The 20,072-nt window shown below is 49.0% G+C and carries 18 protein-coding genes; 1 reads left to right on the top strand and 17 read right to left on the bottom strand.

All coding sequences use genetic code 11. From position 1 onward, the window contains the following. Positions 1 to 270 precede the first annotated feature (270 nt). From C7U56_RS03350 to C7U56_RS03365, 4 genes are all read right to left on the bottom strand, one after another. Positions 271 to 1,038, bottom strand: coding sequence for a prolipoprotein diacylglyceryl transferase (locus tag C7U56_RS03350; RefSeq protein ID WP_107000126.1), 768 nt, complete (start codon positions 1,036 to 1,038; stop codon positions 271 to 273). A 192-nt stretch (positions 1,039 to 1,230) separates the two neighbouring features. Further along, entirely contained in the window at positions 1,231 to 3,330 is a 2,100-nt protein-coding gene (locus C7U56_RS03355; protein WP_107000127.1) for a heavy metal translocating P-type ATPase, read from the bottom strand. A 106-nt stretch (positions 3,331 to 3,436) separates the two neighbouring features. Then, positions 3,437 to 3,748: a DUF6110 family protein gene (locus C7U56_RS03360; protein WP_353784507.1), complete on the bottom strand. Its 312-nt coding sequence runs from the start codon at positions 3,746 to 3,748 to the stop codon at positions 3,437 to 3,439. A 180-nt stretch (positions 3,749 to 3,928) separates the two neighbouring features. Next, on the bottom strand, positions 3,929 to 4,204 hold the full coding sequence (locus C7U56_RS03365; RefSeq protein WP_107000128.1) for a Fur family transcriptional regulator: 276 nt from the start codon (positions 4,202 to 4,204) through the stop codon (positions 3,929 to 3,931). A 431-nt stretch (positions 4,205 to 4,635) separates the two neighbouring features. Between C7U56_RS03365 and C7U56_RS03370 the strand changes: the two genes are divergently transcribed. Next, on the top strand, positions 4,636 to 5,142 hold the full coding sequence (locus C7U56_RS03370; RefSeq protein ID WP_107000129.1) for a flavin reductase family protein: 507 nt from the start codon (positions 4,636 to 4,638) through the stop codon (positions 5,140 to 5,142). Between the two features lie 185 nt (positions 5,143 to 5,327). Here C7U56_RS03370 and nadA read toward each other — a convergent pair whose 3' ends face one another. The 13 genes from nadA to C7U56_RS03440 all read right to left on the bottom strand — a co-directional run bounded on the left by nadA (position 5,328) and on the right by C7U56_RS03440 (position 19,883). Further along, positions 5,328 to 6,239, bottom strand: coding sequence for a quinolinate synthase NadA (nadA, locus tag C7U56_RS03375; protein ID WP_107000437.1), 912 nt, complete (start codon positions 6,237 to 6,239; stop codon positions 5,328 to 5,330). A gap of 467 nt (positions 6,240 to 6,706) precedes the next feature. Continuing rightward, entirely contained in the window at positions 6,707 to 7,438 is a 732-nt protein-coding gene (locus tag C7U56_RS03380; protein ID WP_107000130.1) for a hypothetical protein, read from the bottom strand. A 430-nt stretch (positions 7,439 to 7,868) separates the two neighbouring features. Further along, entirely contained in the window at positions 7,869 to 8,417 is a 549-nt protein-coding gene (locus C7U56_RS03390; RefSeq protein ID WP_107000132.1) for a hypothetical protein, read from the bottom strand. Then, the gene (locus C7U56_RS03395) at positions 8,418 to 9,962 is read right to left on the bottom strand and encodes a Y-family DNA polymerase (protein ID WP_107000133.1); all 1,545 of its coding nucleotides are present in this window, start codon (positions 9,960 to 9,962) and stop codon (positions 8,418 to 8,420) included. Positions 9,963 to 10,391: 429 nt separating this feature from the next. Continuing rightward, on the bottom strand, positions 10,392 to 11,996 hold the full coding sequence (gene pckA, locus C7U56_RS03400; RefSeq protein ID WP_107000134.1) for a phosphoenolpyruvate carboxykinase (ATP): 1,605 nt from the start codon (positions 11,994 to 11,996) through the stop codon (positions 10,392 to 10,394). A 388-nt stretch (positions 11,997 to 12,384) separates the two neighbouring features. Continuing rightward, complete coding sequence (locus C7U56_RS03405; protein ID WP_107000135.1) at positions 12,385 to 12,945, bottom strand: glycerol-3-phosphate responsive antiterminator; 561 nt, start codon at positions 12,943 to 12,945, stop codon at positions 12,385 to 12,387. A gap of 1 nt (position 12,946) precedes the next feature. Further along, entirely contained in the window at positions 12,947 to 13,759 is an 813-nt protein-coding gene (locus tag C7U56_RS03410) for an HAD-IIA family hydrolase (RefSeq protein WP_107000136.1), read from the bottom strand. Positions 13,760 to 13,977: 218 nt separating this feature from the next. Beyond that, the gene (locus C7U56_RS03415; RefSeq protein ID WP_022359840.1) at positions 13,978 to 14,340 is read right to left on the bottom strand and encodes a DUF1667 domain-containing protein; all 363 of its coding nucleotides are present in this window, start codon (positions 14,338 to 14,340) and stop codon (positions 13,978 to 13,980) included. Further along, positions 14,340 to 15,605 carry an NAD(P)/FAD-dependent oxidoreductase gene (locus C7U56_RS03420; protein ID WP_107000137.1) on the bottom strand — a complete coding sequence of 422 codons (1,266 nt, stop codon included), beginning with the start codon at positions 15,603 to 15,605 and terminating at the stop codon, positions 14,340 to 14,342. The genes C7U56_RS03415 and C7U56_RS03420 overlap by 1 nt, the downstream gene beginning before the upstream one ends. Before the next feature lie 2 nt (positions 15,606 to 15,607). Next, the gene (locus C7U56_RS03425; protein WP_107000138.1) at positions 15,608 to 17,047 is read right to left on the bottom strand and encodes an NAD(P)/FAD-dependent oxidoreductase; all 1,440 of its coding nucleotides are present in this window, start codon (positions 17,045 to 17,047) and stop codon (positions 15,608 to 15,610) included. Between the two features lie 125 nt (positions 17,048 to 17,172). Continuing rightward, positions 17,173 to 17,874 carry an MgtC/SapB family protein gene (locus C7U56_RS03430; protein WP_107000139.1) on the bottom strand — a complete coding sequence of 234 codons (702 nt, stop codon included), beginning with the start codon at positions 17,872 to 17,874 and terminating at the stop codon, positions 17,173 to 17,175. A gap of 198 nt (positions 17,875 to 18,072) precedes the next feature. Then, the gene (locus tag C7U56_RS03435; protein WP_181357154.1) at positions 18,073 to 19,383 is read right to left on the bottom strand and encodes a TRAP transporter large permease; all 1,311 of its coding nucleotides are present in this window, start codon (positions 19,381 to 19,383) and stop codon (positions 18,073 to 18,075) included. Continuing rightward, positions 19,383 to 19,883, bottom strand: a complete 501-nt coding sequence (locus tag C7U56_RS03440) for a TRAP transporter small permease (protein ID WP_107000140.1) — start codon at positions 19,881 to 19,883, stop codon at positions 19,383 to 19,385. The genes C7U56_RS03435 and C7U56_RS03440 overlap by 1 nt, the downstream gene beginning before the upstream one ends. Between the last annotated feature and the right edge of the window lie 189 nt (positions 19,884 to 20,072).

The raw sequence follows: 20,072 nt of genomic DNA on the forward strand, positions 1-20,072 counted from the left end.
GACCGTTTTACAAGTTGATGTGCATGAGCACTGGTTGTAAAGTAACCAACTTATAAAATTGAGCTTTTAACTCAATCAATAGGGCAGTTCGCACTGCCAATCGGCATTTGACCCGGCTGTCCGTATGGCCATTCCCTGTTTCACAGGTGGTCAGATATATTTGCATGGATGACTCTTAAAATGTTAAGATTTTCCATATCAGAGGTATCATACAGCAATTTTGGTAAAATGTCAAGAATGATTTTTATTTGGGTTGACATTTGAAAATTTTCACTTTTCTAACGGTACTTCCGTCCGCTTCCCGCAGAACGCAAACATCGCCACGCCCGCCGCAAAGATAAACAACGAGATAAACTGTGAAGTCGAGAGGGATCCGACCGCTCCCCGGTTCAAATCACCGCGGAAAAATTCCAGCACGAAGCGTCCCAGACTGTAGCAGATCAGATACAGGGATACCACCTGCCCCTGTTTTTTGCACTTTTTCGCCGCATAGAGAAGCAGCAGGCAGTGCAGAAAATCCAGACCGCTTGAGATGAGCTGGGTCGGAACCAGGGGAATGTTGTTCGGGGCAAAGTCCGAATCGTGGAACACGATCGCAAAATGGCTGTGGGTCGGCATACCGTAGCAGCAGCCAGCCAGAAAACAGCCGATCCGTCCAAAGCCCTGCGCGAGCGCAACCGACGGCATGACCAGATCCGCGTACTGGAAAAAGGAAATATGCTTGATCCGGCTCAGTATATAACCGCCCAGCACACCGCCGATGATGCCGCCGTACACGACAAATCCGTCGCTGATATCTAGCAATTTCTTCGGGTTTGCCAGAATTTCGTCAAAGATTGTGACATAGTACAGAAGTTTTGCACCTAAAATTCCACATACAACACCGCAGATCGCGATCGAGAGGATCATATCGACATCCATCCCCCGCTTGTTTGCCCGGTACTCTGCCAGGTAATACGCAACGATAATGCCGATGCCAATCATCAGACCGTAGCCGTGGATCGTGATGCTGCCGATTGTGAATAAGTCATTTTTCATGAAAGGTTTATCCTCCTATTTAGTTTACGTTCCCTGATGCTTTTCGATTATAGCATTATTTATATAAAAAAACAAATGTTAATAGATAGCAGAAAAACAGATGTAAAACAGGCTTTTTTCTTCCCATTCTACATCTGTTTCACTGTACTTATTTTATAATTGAGGATATAATCAAGCCCGTATCCAGACTCCTTACGCCTCTTCCCGCTCTTCCTCCGGCAGCAGGTTCGTCATGCTCTTTAAGCTGATCGCCAGTGTCGAGCTGTTGTGCAGCAGCGCCGACATAGACGGTGTGATGATACCAGCCACCCCCAAGAGAATCAGACCCAGGTTGAAGCTGATGACGAAACGGTAGTTTCCATGGACACGTTTCATCAGATCCATGCTCAGATGACGCAGAAGCACGACTTCATCCAGGGAATCTTTCTTGATCGTGATATCCGCGATCTCTCTGGCAATCTCCGCGCCCTCGCTGACTGCGATGCCCGCGTCTGCTGCTGACAGGGCCGGTGAATCGTTGATGCCGTCACCGATCATGATAACTTTGTGGCCTTTCGCCTTCTCCTCCTCAACAAAGCGCGCCTTATCCTCCGGAAGTACCTCGGAGAAATAATCATCCACGCCGACCCTCTTCGCGATCGCCGCTGCGGTCCGCTCGCTGTCGCCGGTCATCATGACAATGCGCTTAAATCCAGCCTCTTTTAACTGGCGGATGACAGACGGTGCTTCCTCACGCAGCGGATCCTCGATGCAGATAACGGCTGCAAGCTGTCCGCCGATTGCCATGTAAAGATGGGAACAATTTTCCGGAAGGTTCTCAAACTTCTCTTTTCCATCCTCCGGCAGTGTGCACTTCTCATCCTCAAATACGAAATGGTGGCTTCCAATCACGACGCGTTCTTCGCCCACATAGGTAGCGATACCGTGCGCTACGATGTAATCCACTCTCGAGTGCATCTCCTCATGTACCAGATGACGTTTTTTCGCTTCCTGTACGACCGCGTTTGCCATCGAATGCGGGAAATGTTCTTCCAGGCAGGCTGCGATACGAAGCAGTTCTTCCTTCTCCATGCCATTGAAAGATACTACATCGGATACAACCGGTTTTGCCTTGGTCAGGGTTCCGGTCTTGTCAAATACGATCGTCTCCGCCTCGGCAACAGCCTCCAGAAACTTGCCGCCCTTGACCGTAATGTGATGCTGGCTTGCCTCACGCATCGCAGACAGGACTGCAAGCGGCATTGCCAGCTTCAGTGCGCAGGAGAAATCAACCATCAGGATCGACAGTGCTTTCGTCGCGTTGCGGGTCAACAGATAGGTAAGCGCGGTACCGCCCAGACTCCACGGAACGAGTGCATCTGCCAGGTTCGACGCCTTGCCTTCAACGGATGATTTGAGCTTCTCCGAATCCTCGATCATCTGTACGATACGCTCATAACGGGTGGAACCGGCGGATTTTTCTACCTTGAAGGTAATCTCTCCCTCTTCCAGCGCGGTTCCTGCGTAAACATAGCTGCCCGGCTCTTTTCTGACCGGCTGGGATTCGCCGGTCATCGAAGCCTGGTTGATCATCGCCTCGCCGCTCACTACGACACCATCCAGTGGAATCACTGTACCCATATGGACGGTCAGCTCGTCGCCCGCGGTAACATCCGAAAGCGGTACAAGGACTTCGGTCCCGTCCACTTTTTTCCAGACCTTTTCCACGTTCAAGGACATGCTCCGCGCCAGATCCCCAACGGATTTCTTATGTGTCCACTCCTCCAGAAGCTCACCGACGCCGAGCAGGAACATAACGGAGCCAGCCGTATTGAAATCGCGGCGCAGAAGGGAAACACTGATCGCCGTCGCATCCAGCACCTCCACATGCAGCTTGCGCTTAAATACGAGGCAGTGGATACCTTTCACGATATAACGGATCGCCTGCACGGACGTGTATACCGCACGGACCGGCGCCGGGAGAAATGTCTTCGTCGCAAAGCGGGTCAGTACCTTCTGAATCAGCTTTTCTTTGTACTCCTGATTCAGGGCGCGTCCGCTGCTTTTAACTGCCATCTCCTGTTTTTCGGTAATCTGACCATCAAACGCCGCTACCTGTACGAGTACCGCCTCCCGATCCTCCTTATAATAGATAACCGCATCTGCTGTCCGCTCATACACCTTAGCCGCCGTCACGCCGTCCAGGCCAAGCAGATACTGTTCCAAAACGTCCGCTTCGCGCACGGTATGGAATTTCCGGGCAAGGCTGATACGGATTCTTCCTTTGATTTCATGCTTTATAATGAATTTCATGATTCATCTTCCTCCGGTTATAGAAGAGCTGCCGCGAGACAGCATCCCATGCTATCTTGCGGCAGCCCCCCCTGTTATTTAGATTCATGTATTCTTGGAGTTGCTATTACTGCTCTGCCTTCTCAGCCTCCGGTGCGGCCTCGGTTGCCTCAGCAGTCTCGTTGAAATCCTCATCCTCACCAAAGCTCTCATAGCCGCGAGCCTCGTTGATCTGCTTTGCCTCAGCCAGGATGTCCTCAGCGTTCTCCTGAATATTGGTAGCGGTGGTCATCACACAATCACGTGCACGAAGTCCGGCTGCTACGCAGTTTACGTAAAATTTCTTTGCATCCTCGCTGCCAAGAATCTTAACACCTGCTGTTCCGAACAAAACGCCGCCTGCAAATAAACCTAATTTTTTTAATTTGAAAATGTCCATCATGATTACTCCTCCTCTGATATTATCTAAATTATATTCACATATGATTTTTGAAAACTATTTATTCCATTTCAAATGCGAATATAGCTGCGTTTAATGACTCATTTCTGAGGTACAAGTAGATGGTAACAGCTTACCCCCATGATAGTCAAACCTAACTTTCCTTATTGAGATTTTTTATCAACTGGCATCCGAAGTTATACTTGACAGCTCATCCTCATTCCGCAGAGAATACTGGCGGCAACGGTTTAAAACGCCGATTTCTTCCAGCACTGCAATCATCCGGTACACCGTTGCCTTGCCGATCCCCGGGTCGCGCTTGGATGCCTCGTAGTAGATCTCCTTACAACTGCTCCATCTTCCCTCCAGGATCACATCCAACATGATCTTTCTTTGATCGGTCATCCGTTTCCCCCGTCTCTTCAGTTCGCTGATAATCTGCTCTCTCTGCTGCATCGTATCATCTCTCTTTCCATATCTTCTAAATTATTTTTCCGCACATCTGCCGTTTCCGTCCACAACCCGGCTTTTTATTAGCGCAGACTAACTGTTCGTTTAAAATATATAGCATACTCTGCTTGCCACTCTTTTTGCAAGTACTAAATTCCGCTTTTGCCTCTGGCTCAGCCTCATTAAGTCCTTAGATACGACTCGCACTAAGTGCTCATATTATATTGTGTTTCATCAAAAACAAAACATAATTAGCATGAACAAACTCGGGTTAGAATGCCGCAACTCAAGTTAGATGTCTCTAACCTTAATTTAAAGACTACCTCTTTTTTTCTCATCTGTCAATGAATTTTCGAAAATATATTTGATTTTCTTCTCTGATAATGGTAAGGTACTCACAGAATAATCAATTCAGACAGGAAAGGAAGGATTTTTCGATGAGCTTCAAAGAAATAAAGCCAGAAGAATTAAATTTTAACCCGTTTACCCGCATCGGTTCCGACTGGATGCTTTTAACCGCCGGCACCGAGGATAAATTCAACACCATGACTGCCAGCTGGGGTGGCGCAGGCGTATTCTGGGGCAAACCGGCTGTTACCTGCTATATCCGTCCCCAGCGCTACACCAAAGAATTTATAGACAAAGAAGAACTCTTCTCCGTCAGCTTCTTAAAAGACGGACACCGCGATGCTCTCAAACTCTGCGGCTCCGTATCTGGCCGTGACCACGACAAAATCAAGGAAGCCGGCCTGACCCCGGTCTTCATCGACGGCGTACCGGCATTTGAAGAAGCTGACACCATCCTCATCTGCCGCAAAATGTACCGCACATCCATGAATCCGGCAGATTTTATCGATAAGGACGCTGACAGCAAGTTCTATCCGGAAAAGGACTATCATGATATGTATATTGCGGAGATTGTGAAAGCGGTTGTGGCTGAATAAGCAGAGCCGTTCCATTTAAAATTTAAATCCCACAGGGAATGCCGCTGTCTGGTCTCTAGCTGTGATTGTATGTTTTCCTGACAGGCAATCACAGCCGAAAACGCTGATTTGCAGCATTTTCTGTGGGAATCCTTTGAATGATCCTTTTTGGTTTATTTGTTTATATTGTATCTTTATTTATTCCTTTATTTTGCCAATTCCAGCATCTGCGCCAGCGGACCAACCGCCCTCTGCCGCATCGCCTCATCCATCTCCACTTCCTCTTCCGGATTTTCCAGCGCCCGCAGTACGCTGTCCAGATGAATCTTCTTCATGTTCGGGCAAAACTGGCGGTGACCTACGGAGAAAAACTTCTTCTCCGGGTTCTTCTGCAGCAGTTCATAGAACACGCCCATCTCGGTGCAGATCAGGAAGACTTTCTCATCCGAATTCGTCGCATAATCAATAATCTGGGAGGTACTTCCGACAAAATCTGCCAGCTCCAGCACATCGCCGGTACACTCCGGATGCGCCAGCACAACTGCCTCCGGATGCAGCTCTTTTGCTTTCTTTACATCTTCCGCATGAATACTCTTATGTACATGGCAGAAACCGTCATTGAAAATAAAATGTTTCTCCGGCACTTTTTTTGCGATAAAACGTCCCAGATTCTCATCCGGAATAAAGAAAATATCCTTGTTCGGCAGTTTTTTCACGATTTTGAGTGCATTCGATGAGGTAACACAGACATCCGATTCTGCCTTGATCTCCGCCATCGAGTTCACATAACAGACAACGGCTACATCCGGATACTCTTTGCGTACTTCGCGGATCTTCTCCACCTCAACCATGTGAGCCATCGGACAGTCTGCGCTCCGGTCTGCCATGATAACCGTCTTCTCCGGGCTTAAAATCTTCGCACTCTCGCCCATAAATGACACGCCACAGAAAATGATCGTCTTCTGCGGCACCGTCGTCGCCAGCTCCGCCAGATAATACGAATCGCCCACATAATCGGCAATCTCCTGCACTTCCCCATCAACGTAATAATGTGCCAGAATCACGGCATCCTTCTCTTTTTTTAATGTCTCGATCCGCTGCTTTATCTCCTGATCCATCTCTTTTCCCTCTCCTTTTTTCACCGCTCTGTTCACGCTTCCGAATCCCCATCGATTGACAGAAACCATACCATTTTTCCGACAGCTGCGGTTCATTTTCTTCTTTACAATGTATCCGACATCTTTGCCACGCCATATTTCTCTGTCCATATAGCTTCCACACGGTAAACTTCTGTGATTATACCTCTAAGAGAAAAGCTGTGTCAATGAAATTTTGACACTTTTTATTACATCTGTCTTGTCATATAGCAATTCATCTACATACAGACTGAACGTCTGCTTTTCCGGCGCTTCAACCAGAGCAGCCAATATGCATTTATGCAATTTTTTTGTTTCACAAATGTATTTTACTGTGCAACAAAAAGTCAAACCAAAAATCGGACGGTTTTTCGCTGTGTTTTTCACTGTTCAAACCGTCCGATCTACATGACATATTTATAATTTTATCGCTTTATGCACATCCGCCCTTATTGCTGAAACAGCACCAGTCTCGATACCTTTCCTTCCGCGTCCGCCCAGATCGCGCATTTCTTTCCCGCTTCCAGATCGTCTGCGGTCACGATGTTCCGGGTTAAATACGGCAGAATACGTGTCTCAGCGCTGACAGTATAGGTCACGCCATCCTTTGCTTTCACACAGACGGTATCATCATTCTCGGCACTCTTTTTCACCGACTCGATCTCCGTGTAAACCGGCACGGCGCTCACATCGGTTACATGGACGAAGAAGAGCTGTCCGTTCGTGATTGGCGGCTCGCTCATCGCCATCGCATCCCCGATGTAGGCATATACAACGGTTCCCGTCTCCGCCTCGGTCATATCGACCGGATTGCCTGTCTCTGCGTCAAAAATCGGCGTTTCCGGTGAAAATGTGATCACCATCTCGCCGGCACTGCTGATTCCCGACTGATTGTCGATCGTGACGGAATCGCTGGTAACCTCCGAAACCGGACCATACACACAAATAAATTCGGATGAAACCTTCTTTCCTGTACCGGATGCCGGACCGGACGGGGCGTTTTTCTCGATAACCGTATTACTCTCGCTGGTTTCCGCTGCAACGTTCTCCCCAGCTGCCTTCGTATCTTCGACAGCCGTCTTATTCTCCTCATCGCCCGCTTTTGCACTGGAAGCGCACCCAAGCGCACCTACCGACAGTGCTGCACAAATCCCCGTAATATATAACGATTTTTTTTTCATAATTTGAATCTCCTTCCGACTGTTCTTATGCCTGCTCCCTGTCTGTTCCCAGGGACTTCTCTGAAATTTTTCAAAACTTCCCAGGCACTTTTTAGTTTGTCCTAAAACCAGTGAAATATTTTTCTTTATACTCTGTATTCAGCTCTTCTATCTGGTTTTCTCTGTTCTAACAGTCTACCCTATTTCACCCAAAAGTAAAAGTGCTTTTTTCTTACGGATTTCTGATATTTTATTACTGTTCACGCATACGTGCCCAGTAACGGAATTTGCCGTGGCTTCGCATTTAAATACGGCAAATTCCTGCTGCCACCACGTTTTCTTACGGCACTTTCGGTTCCAAAAGTGCCTACCCGTAAACAGTAACGATATTTTCCTTTGCCGGTCAGGAGGTCCATACAAAGCTTCAGCAACTGTGCTGCCATGTAACATTTCACTCCACTTCCTCTTCTATCAGCTCCACACGGCAGATCTGTGGAAAATTTACCGCGATCTCCCCGCCTATATTTTCAAGTCCAGGCTGATTTCCACTCCTTATTTCCGCCAACCACAAAACCTGCTGGTAATAGTCGATTTTCTTCAATCGTCCTGCTGCCGTTCGGTAAGCGCCGCCATCCTTGTGCACGTCCGGTTGGAACCAGGTCACAGAAAGCCGAACCGTCTCGCCACGCATCAGCTGCTCCTCCGCTTCCACAAGCGTCTGATTGATCATCTCACGCACGCTGTCATCCAGATCGATCTCCCGCTCGGTCAGACGCGCTTCCTCCTCTACCGCCTCCTCATAGCCATTCAGTGCAGCAAACGAGGCAAACTGCGCCGCCCGGTCCTCCACCGGCATCCGTGCATGGCGCAAGGGAAATGGGTAAGAATGACCGAGGATATCGCCGTAGCGGCGCTGGGCGTCACTTTCCTGCCCTTTTGGGGTTTGGCTTCGTCCACCTTTTAAGTTTTCAAATTCATTCACTCTATATTGATCTTCCATCTACGCCTGATGTCCCCCGATCTGCCCGTTGCGCTCCTTGGCGGTCGCGCCTTCCTCAAAGTTCATCCCGCGCAGCACCGCGTTTTTTCCGTATTTTTTCTTGATTGTCAGAAGCGCTTCCTGCATCCGGCGCTCCCGCTCACGTTTTTTCTGTTCTTCCTTCTCTTTTGCTTCCTTTTTTGCGTAATCGGTAAACAACTCAAGCTGTTCAAAAGTTTCCTTCTGTTCACGCTCTTTCGCCATTTTCTCATTTACCACATGACATGCCGAGAGCGACATCCGGCGGATGAGAAGCGCCGGGTTGACAATCTTATCATACAGAGCCGCCATCGCCTCCAGAAGCTCGCTTGAGGACGAAGTCGCACGCGGCAGATTCCACGTTCCATGTGCATGCTTCGGCACACGCCGCCCGTAGCGATCGGTTGTTACCGGTCCCTTGTATACTTTCCGTATCTCCGGGCGGGTCAGGTTTTCGATGTCATATCCGACCGTTAGAACGAGCTGATCGGTCACCAGCCGTTTTTCCACCAGCTCCAGCGAGATCCCGTCAATCATCTCCTGAACCACGATCCGCGCCTTGTCCGCCGTGTACGGACAGTGAAGCACCTGTCCGCAGCCCAGGCTGCTACTCTGCGGCTTGTACGCCCGTATCTGTGCGATCGTGCACGACTCATAGCCCCACGCATGGTCAATCAGAAGCTCGGCGTTGATGCCGAACATCTGGTACAACAGTTCCTCGCTGTAAAACTCGCCCGGTTTTCCCAGTGAACAACGCGCAATATCGCCCATTGTCCGAAGTCCCGCCTGCCAGAGTTTCTTCTGATAGCCCGGTCCAACCCGCCAGAAATCAGTCAGCGGCTCATGCGTCCACAAAAGCTCCCGATAACTCTGCTCATCCAGCTCGGCAATCCGCACGCCGTCCTTGTCCGCTTCCACGTGCTTCGCCACAATATCCATCGCCACCTTGCACAGATACAGATTCGTCCCGATCCCCGCCGTCGCCGTGATGCCCGTTTCCTCTAACACCGTGCGGATGATGCGCTTTGCCAGCTCGCGCGGCGAAACCTTGTAAATCCCCAGATATTCCGTAACATCCATGAATACCTCGTCGATCGAATACACATGGATGTCCTCCGGTGCCACATACCGGAGATAAATCTGGTAGATCTGCGTGCTCCATTTCATATAGTATGCCATTCTCGGCGGCGCAACCAGATAGCTGACCGCCAGCGACGGATCCGCCTTTAATTCTTCATTTCTCCACGATTTATCCCGGAACTGACGTCCCGGCGCCAGTCTGCGGCGTTCCTCATTGACTTCCCTAATCCGCTGAATCACCTCAAATAACCTGGGACGCCCCGGCACACCATAGGATTTCAGTGACGGTGACACCGCCAGACAGATCGTTTTCTCCGTCCGCGACGGATTCGCCACGACCAGATTCGTCGTCAACGGATCCAGACCGCGCTCTACGCACTCGACCGATGCATAGAACGATTTTAAATCAATGGCAATGTACGCGCGCCTGGAAACTGTTTTCTGCATGGCAGGATCCTCCCTTCTCTATGAATTTAAAATTTGAGCGCCACTGGTAAAAAATCATCTCAAAAAATCAAGCACAGAAAGATTCCGAGCGTACACATGAAAATCCAGTTAAAAACTCACTACATGCTTCTATTATAGCATAACCATCAGCTTCACGAAATACTCAAATCCAAACATGTGTTTTACAGCAGTAAAAAGAATGTGCCTTGGCGCATCCGGGCGTCTCGCGCGGTCGCTTGCGACATGTTTCTGCTTCGCGCGGGTGTGCATCCTCGCGGAGCGTTTTTTGTTTCATAGGACGTAATTTCCTATGAAACAAAAAACCTCCAGTCCATTCGAATGAGAATCACATTTCTCATCCAAATAAACTGGAGGTTTTCTATCTCACCAGGTTTACCTCTTGGATTTATTTACCATTTATTTCTGGCATTATAACTGCGGACCAGCCTTTACCAGAGCCTTGCCAGCTTCGTTTCCTTCGTATTTAGCGAAGTTCTTGATGAAACGGCTTGCCAGATCTTTTGCTTTCTCTTCCCACTCAGCCTCGTTTGCATAGGTATCGCGGGTATCCAGGATAGCCGGATCTACGCCCGGAAGCTCGGTCGGTACTTCGAAGTTGAAGTACGGGATCTTCTTGGTCGGAGCCTTCTGGATGTCACCGTTTAAGATAGCGTCGATAATACCACGGGTATCTTTGATGGAGATACGTTTGCCGGTTCCGTTCCAGCCTGTATTTACGAGGTAAGCTTTTGCTCCGCTCTTCTCCATTCTCTTAACCAGCTCTTCTGCGTATTTGGTCGGATGCAGCTCCAGGAAAGCCTGTCCGAAGCAAGCGGAGAAGGTCGGGGTCGGCTCGGTAATGCCGCGCTCGGTACCAGCCAGTTTTGCTGTAAATCCGGATAAGAAGTAGTACTGTGTCTGCTCCGGTGTCAGGATAGATACCGGCGGAAGTACTCCGAATGCGTCTGCAGACAGGAAGATAACGTTCTTAGCTGCCGGTGCAGAGGATACCGGACGTACAATATTCTGAATATGATCGATCGGGTAGGATACACGGGTGTTCTCGGTTACGCTCTTATCAGCGAAATCGATCTTGCCGTTCTCATCCAGGGTAACGTTCTCAAGCAGCGCATCACGTCTGATAGCGTTGTAGATATCCGGCTCAGACTCTTTATCCAGGTTGATAACCTTCGCATAGCAGCCGCCCTCGAAGTTGAATACACCGTTGTCATCCCAGCCGTGCTCGTCATCACCGATGAGAAGACGTTTCGGGTCGGTAGAAAGGGTAGTCTTGCCAGTTCCGGAAAGTCCGAAGAAGATAGCGGTGTTCTCGCCATTTAAGTCGGTGTTAGCGGAGCAGTGCATAGCAGCGATGCCCTTTAACGGAAGGTAGTAGTTCATCATGGAGAACATACCTTTCTTCATCTCTCCACCGTACCAGGTGTTGATGATAACCTGCTCGCGGCTTGTGATATTGAAGACAACAGCTGTCTCAGAGTTTAATCCAAGCTCTTTGTAGTTCTCAACTTTAGCCTTGGAAGCATTGTATACTACGAAGTCCGGTTCGAAATCAGCCAGTTCTTCGTCGGTCGGAACGATGAACATATTCTTTACGAAATGAGCCTGCCAAGCAACCTCCACAATAAAACGGATCGCCATACGGGTGTCTTTATTTGCGCCGCAGAAAGCATCTACTACAAACAGTCTCTTGTTGGAGAGCTCTTTTAAAGCGATATCCTTTACTGCGCTCCAGGTCTCTTTGGATGCTACATGGTTGTCGTTCTTATACTCGTCTGAAGTCCACCATACTGTGTCCTTAGAGTTCTCATCCATAACGATGAATTTGTCTTTCGGGGAACGTCCGGTATAAATACCTGTCATAACGTTTACTGCACCAAGCTCGCTGACCTGACCTTTTTCATAGCCCTCCAGCTCCGGTTTGGTTTCTTCTTCAAACAGCATCTCATAAGAAGGGTTGTAAACAATCTCCGTTGTTCCTGTGATTCCGTACTTGCTTAAATCGATCTTAGCCATCTTAATACCCCTTTCCTGTTATCCGGCGGCTCCCGTCTGTGTGAAATTGTCAGCTTCGCTGACCAGAATCATGCGCCAAGTCTCACGGACGTTCGACTTAAATTTTGTCTGACATTTCTCACCGAACCGGGGATTTCAGTGTCCCCCACTGTACATGTGTATAGTTTGCAACCGCTTTACCTTTTCACGGTTCTTATATTTTGTACAATGCGAAAACTCGCCTTTTCTTCTCTTTATCTATTTTTACCAAAAGAGATTACTTCATCATTCTAATGCATTCATGGTAAAAAATCAAGCGAAATCGCGAAATGATTGATATTTTTTTATCAATTTCATTATTTCAAATATATCTGTCACTCACAGCGTCTAAATCGTTTAAGTTTTAAAATCACACGTACCACACCGCTTCATTCGTCGCTGAAATGGCATCCGTACCCGCCTCAAAGGCCGCCATCACATCTTTTTTGTCAGACAGCAGTCCCCCGGCGATCAGCGGAATATCGGTGTACTCGCGCATGATCTTAAGAATCTTCGGCATCACCCCCGGCATGATCTCGACTGCATCCGGTCGGAACATTTCGATCTGTTTTTTCAACGTATCGAGTGCGATCGAATCCACAACAAAGGTTCTCTGGATCGCATAAAGTCCCATCTCCTTCGCGCGCTCCACCAGTGTATTTTTTGTGCTGATAATACCGTCCGCCCGCGTATTGTGGGCGATAAAATCGACCGCCACCCTCTTGGTGCTCAGTCCCTGGATCATATCCACGTGGACGATCGCCACCTTCCCGGCGTCCTTGATGCGCGCTACAATCTGATCAATATCACAGATCGTGCCAAACAGCACAAATACTACCTTACATTCAGATTTAAGACTTTTTTCCAGCCCTTCCCAGCTCTTAATCGCTGCGATTATCGGAGATTCCTCCAGTAATTCAAGCATTGTCATTCTATGCTTCCTCTTCTCTCATAGTCTTGAGTATTTCTCCCATCTCTTTCAGCCCTGTGAAAATCGCATCCGGCACGACATCCGCCTTCGGTACATCCTCCAGCTTCGTCTCGCCGGTCAGCACCAGGATTCCGTGTGCCCCATTTACCACGCCGGTTTTCACATCCGTGTAGATCCGGTCGCCGACAAACGACATTGCCTCGCGCTTTGCCCCGGTCATCTCCAGAACCATATCCACGGTCTCCTTGAATGGTTTTCCGACATACTTCGGCTCCTTTCCGGTCGATAAGGAGATTGCCGCGCACATTGCGCCGCAGTCCGGGATAAAACCATCCTTCGTCGGGCAGTTGATATCCAGATGCGTTGCCAGGAACACAGCGCCGTTGCGGATATACGTGCAGGCACGCTCCAGCTTCTCATAGGTCAATGTCATATCAAAGCCAATCACGACCACATCCGGCATCTCCCCTGTCAGAAGAATGCCATTTTCACGGAAATTCTCCTCCAGATCCGGCGTTCCCACCAGATAGACTTTCTTTTCAGGATAATACTCTTTCAGATACTGAATCATCACATCCCCGGATGTAATGATCTGATTCCTTTTAATATAACACCCCATTTTTGCCAGTTTGTCAATATATGTTTTCGGAGATTTCGACGAATTATTCGTAAAAAATACATATCTCTTCCCTGCTTTCTCCACTTCCTCCAGGAAATCCAACGCCCCGTCGAGCACATCCGTATCCAGATAAAACGTCCCGTCCATATCGAGGACAAACAGTTCTGTCTCCTTTAAAATTTCACGTTTTTCCATGCCTCTCTCCTTGTAATTTTTATCTCTGTAAATATGTAAACACTAAATTTTTTTCCAAAACAACTTTATCCAATCCTGCACAAATATGCAAGCACGTTTTTCATAAATCTTAATTTCAAAAATGGGAAGCCGTACAAATCTCTTCTATGAGTCTGTACAACCTCCCATCTCTCATCTTTATATTCTGCGACAGGCTGGCGGCGTCACTTTTACGTTTTTTACGCCCGCCCTACATTCTTGCTCGCCACAACCGCAACCCCGGTTCCAGCGCAGTCTGCGATAATCACATCCCCGATATGCACCGGAGCAGCCACCTTCACGGCGCGGATCTCCTTCATGCAATCAAAGATTTTGCCCTTCGGGATATCCGAAGCCGTCTTGACCGCTGCTCTCTCGATCGTGCCGCCCTCGACGCGTACCGTTGAAGTAACGATTCTCGTCGGATTGGTTACCTCTTTCTTTGCATACGCCTCGCCGCGCGGGCATGTATTTCCTTCTACCTTGATCTCGTCATTTCCCATCGTCACAGTGAGCTGACAGCCCAGCGGACATCCGATACAGGTCAGTTCTCTTACTTCCATCACTCATCCACCTCCGTGCAAATGGTTATTTCTTTCAGATCCGGATATTTCTCCAGACTTTCCTTCGTCAGGATTACCTGCTCCATCTCACCTGGTGCCAGCACGCGTTTTTTGCGGCTACTCACGCGCTCTCCGTCAAAATAAACGGAAATGCTGCGATTTTTATAAACATCTGCCACACGGAAACGAACCGTCAGCTTGTCTGCCATCGCCTCGGTATCGATCGACTGCGGTACCGTGTAGCGGACGCCATTTTCTGCCTTGAGTGTCACGCTGTGACCTTTCTTCGTCTCGCCGGATTTCACATATTTCGCTGCGTTCTGTCCTGCCAGCGCTGCCTCCTCGGATACATAGTCAACCAGATCATGTACATGAAGCACGTTGCCGCAGGCAAATACACCCTCGATGCCTGTTTCCAGACGGTCATTGACCATTGGACCGGAGGTAACCGGGCTCATCGCCACGCCCATATTTCTCGTCAGCTCATTCTCCGGAATCAGGCCACAGGATAACAGAAGCGTATCACAGTCATAGTGCTCTTCGGTACCCGGAATTGGTTTGCGGTCCAGTCCGACCTGTGCCAGCGTGATGCCTTTCACGCGCTCTTTTCCCTCGATATTCACAACCGTATGGCTTAACTTCAACGGAATATCAAAGTCGTTTAAGCACTGTACGATATTTCTCTTCAGGCCGCCCGAATACGGCATCAGCTCCGCTACGACCTTAACCTTTGCGCCCTCCAGTGTCATACGTCTCGCCATGATCAGTCCGATATCGCCGGAACCAAGGATGACAACCTCTTTACCGACCATATGACCCTCGATGTTCATGAGACGCTGTGCTGTACCAGCAGTGTAGATACCTGCCGGACGATACCCCGGAATGTTCAGGGCGCCTCTCGGACGTTCGCGGCATCCCATCGCCAGGATAATCGCTTTTGCCTTGATGAGCTCCAGTCCCTCGCTCCGGCTTACGACTGTGATCTCTTTGTCTTTATTGATATCCAGTACCATGCTGTTTAAGCGGTACGGAATTTCCAGCTTTTTCACTTCTTCCTCATAACGTGCCGCATACTCCGGTCCGGTCAGCTCTTCTTTAAAGGTATGAAGACCAAAACCATTGTGGATACACTGATTTAAGATACCGCCCAGCACGCTGTCGCGCTCCAGAATCAGAATATCCTCTGCGCCGCTTTTCTTTGCCGCTGCTGCCGCTGCCAGTCCAGCCGGACCGCCGCCGATAATTACAATGTCATGCTGAATCATGGTTATGCCTCCTCACCTTTTATCATTTCGGAACCTTTGCGGTTTTTGCAGATCTCTGTGATCGGGATTCCCGTCTCACGGGAGAGAATTTCCATCGCTCTCGGAGTGCAGAAGCCTGCCTGACACCGTCCCATACCCTGACGGACGCGCCGTTTGATGCCATCCATCGAGCGTGCGCCGAGTGTACGGGTGATCGCATCCACGATCTCCCCCTCGCTGATTGTCTCGCAACGGCAGACGATTGCGCCGTATGCCGGGTTCTTGCGGATCAGTTCTGCGCGTTCTTCCGTATTTAAACGTGCTGCTTTCACGATGCCCTTGCGGACCGGATTGAAATTCGGATTCTTGCCAAATCCAGCTTTTTCCTCGATCATCCCAGCCAGATATTCACCGATCGCCGGTGCGCAGGAAAGTCCCGGAGACTCGATTCCGGCTGCATCAAAGAAGCCCGGTGCGTCCTCCGCCTCACCGATGATGAAATCATCGCCGTCCTCATGGGCACGCAGACCGGAGAAGGAAGTGATGACCTGACGGAACGGAATGTTGTTGACACTCTTGGCTGCCTTCTCACATGCCTCTGCCAGTCCCTCGGCGGTCGTGTAGGTTCCGTCCTTATCTTCCTGATCCACCGCGGTCGGTCCGACTAAGAGATTTCCGTGAATCGTCGGGCTGACGAGGATTCCCTTGCCATACTTGCCCGGAAGCTGGAAGACAGTCGCTGATACGTGGTTGCCTGCCTCTTTATCGAGCAGGCAGTACTCGCCGCGGCGCGGCACAATGTGAAGCTTCTTTTCCGAAACCATGTTGTGGATCTCGTCAGAATACACGCCGGCTGCGTTCACGACATATTTTGTCTCGAAGACACCGTTGTTGGTTATCACACGGTATCCTTCTGTCGTTTTTTCAACTTTTTCTGCTTTTGTGTTGAATACAAATTCAACGCCGTTATCACAGGCATTCTCTGCCAGCGCGATCGTCAGACCAAATGGACATACGATGCCGCCAGTCGGTGCATAGAGCGCTGCCACAACCTCCCCGCTGACGTTCGGCTCCATCTTGCGGACCTCATCGCCGGTCAGAATGGAAATATCCGGCACACCGTTTGCCACGCCTCTCTCATAGAGTGCCTGCAGCGCCGGGAGGTCCTCCTGCGCGAAGCAGAGTACCAGGGAGGAATTCCGCTTGAAATCAAAATCGAGTTCTTTGGATAAATCTCCCATCATGGCGTTGCCTTTTACATTGAGCTTTGCTTTTAAAGAACCTGTCTTTGCGTCATAGCCCGCATGGACGATAGCACTGTTTGCCTTCGATGTGCCGGAGCAGACATCCTCTTCTTTTTCCAGAAGCACGGTGCGGCACTCATATTTCGAAAGCGCTCTGGCGATGCTGCTGCCGATGACGCCACCTCCGATAATCACTACGTCGTATGTATTTCCGTTCATACTGTGATCCTCCATTATTTATACTAAATGTTTTCTTGCTCTCGTTTCAACTATCCTGTTTGTTTAGACAATTCATCCTATTTCTGCTGCATTTCGTGCGTAAGCCCATCTGAACCCTTTAGCTGCTACAGCTCCTCTGCAAACCGGATCTCCTCCATCGCCTGAATATCGCTCAGAAGTGTTTTTCGAAGCGACTTGTCCTGCACTTCCACCGACATCGTCGCGGAGGGACCCTCGCCCTTTAACTTATTCTTGGCAATATCAAAAGACACGATTTTCACATTCTTAGAACGCATGGTATCCATGAACGCCCCAACACACCGGCTGCTGGTAAATTCCAGATAGAAATCGAACACCTTTGCATGCTCATGAATCATTGTATCCACACGTGTCAGGAGCTTCAAGGTAACCGCAATCAGAATCAGACCGTAAACCGCACCGTCCACAAATCCGATACCGGCTGCCAGTCCTTCACAGGCGCAGACCCAGAGACACGCCGCTGTAGTCAATCCACGCACCTGATTACGCCCGGTTACCATGATCGTGCCAACCCCTAAAAATCCGACACCGCTGATAACCTGCGCGCCCATCCGCGCCATGTCCGCTTTTGCAGATGGAAATGTCCGGAACATATATTCACTCGTCAACATGACAAGCGCTGAACCCAGGCAGACCAGCACATGCGTCTTGATGCCCGCACCGCGCCGTTTCAGGCCACGGTCAATTCCAATGAACATTCCCACCGCCAGCGAAAACAGCAGGCGAATCCAGATGCCGACCGCTGTCCAGGTCGCCGCCGTCTCCACAATCCATTTCCAAACTGCCATTTTTTCTCCCTCTGCAAGCCCGTAAAGCTTCTAGAACACAGCTCTTTTTCGCTCCACAAGACTCTTCCATGACCGATACCGGTATCTTTTATGGAACAAAAAAGAGCAGAAAGCATCCGTATTTCTACGTTTGCCTTTCTGCTCTTAATCTCACAGGCTTTATTATATCCAATTTATTAACGTTTTGTCAATCTGTTTCTATGCTGCGCCGTACAGAAGATCCGGTACACATGTAATTAAGAACGGGCAGAAGGTCAGAAGCAGAAGAACAACCAGAAGGGACACGATAAATGGCCATACTTCCTTCAGGAACTCACTGATCGGACATCCCGTGATACCACAGGTCGTGAACATCATCGAACCGAACGGAGGTGTAATACCACCGATCATGATGTTAACGATCGCTACCAGTCCAAAGTGGTAATCATTGATTCCAAGCTGTCTTGCAACCGGAAGCAGCAGAGGTGTGATAATCATCAGCGCCGCACCGCCTTCCAGGAACATACCCATAATCAGAAGAATTACGTTGCATGCCATGAGGAACAGCCACTTGTTGGTTGTCAGGCTTAACATACCAGTTGCCACGACTCTCGGCAGGTTAATCCAGGTCATGTAGTAACCGAATACATTCGCTGCAACCATGATCAGGACAACGCTGGAAGTACCGGCGATACTGTCAAGCAGGATCGGAACCAGATGCTCTTTCAGGGATAGTTTCTTGTAAACGAAACGTCCGATAATAATACAGTAAAGAACGGCTACCGCACCGCCCTCAGACGGGGTAAACATGCCAAAACGCATTCCCAGGATGATACCAAATGGGAAGAACAGACCCCAGAAAGAGGTAATACCCTGTTTCACGATCTCTTTCAGAGACGGGAATTTTTCACGGGTGGTCGGGTAGTTTCTCTTATGTGCAATAATCGAAACAACGATCATCATCGAGATTGCCATCAGAATACCCGGAATATAACCAGCCGCAAACGTACGACCCAGGGAAATCTGTGCAATCAGTGTAAAAACGATCAGGTTTACTCCCGGCGGAATAACCGGTGTAGCAGCCGAGGAAGCCGCTGTGATCGCTGCGGAGAACGCCTTGGAGTAACCTCTCTTCTCCATCTCCGGAACCAGCATCTTGGACTGCATCGCACAATCTGCGTTGGCCGAACCGGAGCATCCGCCCATCAGCATACTAAGTACTACGTTTACCTGTGCCAGACCGCCTTTCATATGACCGGTCAGCACTTCCGCGAAATCCATCATCTTGTCACTGATGCCGCCGTAGTTCATGACGGAACCAGCCATAACGAAAAATGGAATCGCTAACATCGAGAACGACTGTGTAGAGGTCATAACCTTCTGTAAGATCAGCCAGTTTTTACTGGTTGTATCAATAAATGTAAAATAAAAGAAGGTTGAACCAAACAGTGCATATACAATCGGCATTCCCAGGAAATAGAGAATAAATACCATAAAAATCGGAACGAGTTCAATTAATTCGAGTCCCATCAGTTATTTCCCCCTTTCCCTTTAAATACCTTGATAATATCCTTAACCAAAAAGTAAATACAGAAAATCAGTGAAAGCCCAAATCCGATCGGAACCGCGCCGGAAATATACCAACTCGGAACACGCAGCGTATTCGTCAGCTTATCCATCGTGTTCATCACATACTGGACGCTTGTTCTGGTCAGCATAATCAGAGTAACAAGCTCCAGAAGATCCATAATAACCTTAACAACTTTTCTTATCTTCTCCGGAAGAATGTTGATCAGGATGTCTACGCCCAGATGTGCGTGCTTACGGTACGCATATGCGCTTCCAATAAAGACGGTCCAGACGAAGAGCCCCGTAGCGACCTCTTCCGACCAATACAACGGTCTTTTCAGGAAATAGCGCATAAGGACGTTTGCGTTTACAACGATTGTACAGAGTGTCAGTGTCACGCAGGTAATAATTGCATCCAGGTTTACCAGCACCGACCCCAGTGTGATTTTTTTCTTTTCCATAGTCTATCCTCATGCATTCATAATGGCAGTCAGTTTTGCATAACCGACGACTGTTCTGTCATACAGCCATCTTTCCAGCAGTTGTAACTGTTCAGTACCTTCACAGTCACGCGCAAAAATCCATTAAAAATTGCCTACGGCAATGGGATTTTTGCCTGCTGGCCCATGTTTTCGTACGGTCAGCGCAGT

This window comes from Clostridium fessum, assembly GCF_003024715.1.
In the GTDB taxonomy this organism is placed as follows: Bacteria; Bacillota; Clostridia; order Lachnospirales; family Lachnospiraceae; genus Otoolea; species Otoolea fessa.

Coding starts and splice junctions, on each gene's coding strand:
- C7U56_RS03380 (WP_107000130.1), bottom strand. CDS start 7,438: ATGAAAAAAAAATCGTTATATATTACGGGGATTTGTGCAGCACTGTCG.
- C7U56_RS03420 (WP_107000137.1), bottom strand. CDS start 15,605: ATGATTCAGCATGACATTGTAATTATCGGCGGCGGTCCGGCTGGACTG.
- pckA (WP_107000134.1), bottom strand. CDS start 11,996: ATGGCTAAGATCGATTTAAGCAAGTACGGAATCACAGGAACAACGGAG.
- nadA (WP_107000437.1), bottom strand. CDS start 6,239: ATGGATCAGGAGATAAAGCAGCGGATCGAGACATTAAAAAAAGAGAAG.
- C7U56_RS03395 (WP_107000133.1), bottom strand. CDS start 9,962: ATGCAGAAAACAGTTTCCAGGCGCGCGTACATTGCCATTGATTTAAAA.
- C7U56_RS03415 (WP_022359840.1), bottom strand. CDS start 14,340: ATGGAAGTAAGAGAACTGACCTGTATCGGATGTCCGCTGGGCTGTCAG.
- C7U56_RS03405 (WP_107000135.1), bottom strand. CDS start 12,945: ATGACAATGCTTGAATTACTGGAGGAATCTCCGATAATCGCAGCGATT.
- C7U56_RS03425 (WP_107000138.1), bottom strand. CDS start 17,047: ATGAACGGAAATACATACGACGTAGTGATTATCGGAGGTGGCGTCATC.
- C7U56_RS03440 (WP_107000140.1), bottom strand. CDS start 19,883: ATGGAAAAGAAAAAAATCACACTGGGGTCGGTGCTGGTAAACCTGGAT.
- C7U56_RS03365 (WP_107000128.1), bottom strand. CDS start 4,204: ATGCAGCAGAGAGAGCAGATTATCAGCGAACTGAAGAGACGGGGGAAA.
- C7U56_RS03390 (WP_107000132.1), bottom strand. CDS start 8,417: ATGGAAGATCAATATAGAGTGAATGAATTTGAAAACTTAAAAGGTGGA.
- C7U56_RS03410 (WP_107000136.1), bottom strand. CDS start 13,759: ATGGAAAAACGTGAAATTTTAAAGGAGACAGAACTGTTTGTCCTCGAT.
- C7U56_RS03435 (WP_181357154.1), bottom strand. CDS start 19,383: ATGGGACTCGAATTAATTGAACTCGTTCCGATTTTTATGGTATTTATT.
- C7U56_RS03355 (WP_107000127.1), bottom strand. CDS start 3,330: ATGAAATTCATTATAAAGCATGAAATCAAAGGAAGAATCCGTATCAGC.
- C7U56_RS03360 (WP_353784507.1), bottom strand. CDS start 3,748: ATGGACATTTTCAAATTAAAAAAATTAGGTTTATTTGCAGGCGGCGTT.
- C7U56_RS03370 (WP_107000129.1), top strand. CDS start 4,636: ATGAGCTTCAAAGAAATAAAGCCAGAAGAATTAAATTTTAACCCGTTT.
- C7U56_RS03430 (WP_107000139.1), bottom strand. CDS start 17,874: ATGGCAGTTTGGAAATGGATTGTGGAGACGGCGGCGACCTGGACAGCG.
- C7U56_RS03350 (WP_107000126.1), bottom strand. CDS start 1,038: ATGAAAAATGACTTATTCACAATCGGCAGCATCACGATCCACGGCTAC.